The 2,010-nt window shown below is 71.8% G+C and carries 2 protein-coding genes; both read left to right on the top strand.

Going from position 1 to position 2,010, the window contains the following annotated elements; genetic code table 11:
- Nucleotides 1-58: 58 nt before the first annotated feature.
- On the top strand, nt 59-427 hold the full coding sequence (locus CH341_RS30955) for a Na+/H+ antiporter subunit C (RefSeq protein ID WP_111423482.1): 369 nt from the start codon (nt 59-61) through the stop codon (nt 425-427).
- 232 nt (nt 428-659) lie between these two features.
- Nucleotides 660-2,010 (top strand): monovalent cation/H+ antiporter subunit D (locus CH341_RS30950; protein ID WP_245431331.1); only part of this gene is annotated, 1,351 nt, incomplete at its 3' end.

Genomic DNA, 2,010 nt, shown 5'->3' with positions numbered 1-2,010 from the left:
GCCGGAGCGCAGCGCCGTGGCCGCGACGCCGGCCCGGACGCTCGGGCAGGAGGACTGAATGGAGATCCTGGTCGCCGCCGCCATCGGCATTCTCACCGCGGTCGGAATCTATCTGGTGCTGCGCCTGCACAGCTGGCCCGTGATCATCGGCACGGTGTTTCTCTCCTATGCCGTGAACCTGTTCCTGTTCGCCATGGGCCGCCTCACCGAGAACCGGCCGCCGATCGTCGATCCGGCCGTGACGGCCTACACGGACCCGCTGCCCCAGGCCCTGGTGCTCACCGCCATCGTGATCTCGTTCGGCATGACGGCCCTGGCCGTCGTGCTGGCGCTGCGCGGCTATCTGGAGACCGGCACCGACCGCGTCGATGGCAATCGCGACGAGCCGCGCCCGGTTCCCGCCGATCCGACGGGAGACCGGATGTGAGAACCGAGGCGACGGCGATCGTGACGATCGCGGCGAAGAGCCCCCCACCCCCGACCCCTCCCCGCCACGAGCTTCGCTCGCGGGGGGAGGGGAGACCGAGCGCCGTGCTCGATCGGAGCGAGGCGAGGCGCTGCGGCTCCCCTCCTCCCACGCACGGAGTGCGTGGCGGGGAGGGGTCGGGGGTGGGGGGCAGCGGCGTCGCCGCACTCACGGGATGGGGGGGAGAAAAACGATGACTCCCCTCCCCGCGATGACGCCGGTCGCGGCCGCGGTCGTGCTGCCCATAGCGCTGCCGGCGCTCACGGCGGCCGTGATGCTGCTGGTCTTTCGGCACCGGCGCGACATTCAGCGCATCGTCGCGGTCGGTGCGACGGCGGCGCTGCTGGCGGTCGCGGTCCTGCTCTACGCGGCGGCGCGCGGCGGCGACGTGACCCCGTATTATCTCGGCGACTGGCCGGCGCCGTTCGGCATCGTGCTGGTGCTCGACCGCCTGTCCGCCGTCATGCTGGTGCTGACCGCGTTGCTGGGCTTCTCGATCGCGCTCTATTCGCTCGGCGGTTGGGACACGCGCGGGCGCCATTTCCATCCGCTGCTGCAGTTCCAGCTGATGGGCCTGAACGGCGCCTTCCTGACCGGCGACGTGTTCAACCTGTTCGTCTTCTTCGAGGTCATGCTGATCGCCTCCTACGGGCTGATCCTGCACGGCGGCGGCGCGCGGCGGCTGACGGCGGGGCTCAATTACGTCGCCATCAACCTGATCGGCTCGACCCTGTTCCTGTTCGCGGTCGGCCTGATCTACGCCGTGACCGGCACGCTCAACATGGCCGATCTGGCCGCCAAGGTCGCCGCCGTGGCGCCCGGCGACGTGGCGCTGCTGCGCACCGGCGCGCTGCTGCTGCTGGTGGTGTTCGGCCTGAAAGCCGCCCTGGTGCCGCTGCACTGGTGGCTGCCCGGCGCCTATGCGGCCGCGCCCGGGCCGGTGGCGGCGCTGTTCATGATGATGACCAAGGTCGGCGCCTATTCGATCCTGCGCGTCTACGTGCTGGTGTTCGGCGCCGATGCCGGCGCGCTCGCCGAGGTCGCCGCGCCCTTCGTGCTGCCGGCCGCCCTGGCGACCCTGGTGGTCGGCGCGAGCGGCGTGCTGGCGAGCCGCAGCCTGCTGACGCTCGCCTGCTTCGCGGTGGTGTGGTCGATGGGCACGCTGCTCGCGGCGCTCGGCCTGTTCGATCGCGGCGGCACCGCGGCCGGCCTCTACTACCTGGTGCACAGCACGTTGTCCGGCGCCGCGCTGTTCCTGCTGATCGACATCTTGGCGCGGCGGCGCGGGCGGGCGGCCGACCGCATCGTGCCGACCGCGGCGATGGTCTCGGGTGCGCCGGTCGCGGCGTTGTTCTTCGTCGCGGCGATCGCGGTCGCCGGGCTGCCGCCGCTGTCCGGCTTCCTGGGCAAGCTCCTGGTGCTGGAGGCGTCCGGCTCGGCGCAGGGCGCGCCGATCGTCTGGGGCGTGCTGCTGGCGACCAGCCTGATGGTGATCCTCGGCTTCGCGCGGGCCGGCAGCACGGTGTTGTGGAAGACGCTGCCCG

Origin of the sequence: Rhodoplanes roseus, from assembly GCF_003258865.1 — a bacterium.
Classification (GTDB): domain Bacteria; phylum Pseudomonadota; class Alphaproteobacteria; order Rhizobiales; family Xanthobacteraceae; genus Rhodoplanes; species Rhodoplanes roseus.
This window is presented reverse-complemented; position numbering and strand designations above follow the sequence as displayed.

What these genes read in the sequence shown, in the direction of transcription:
- CH341_RS30955 (WP_111423482.1), top strand. Translation starts at nt 59, where the DNA reads ATGGAGATCCTGGTCGCCGCCGCCATCGGCATTCTCACCGCGGTCGGA.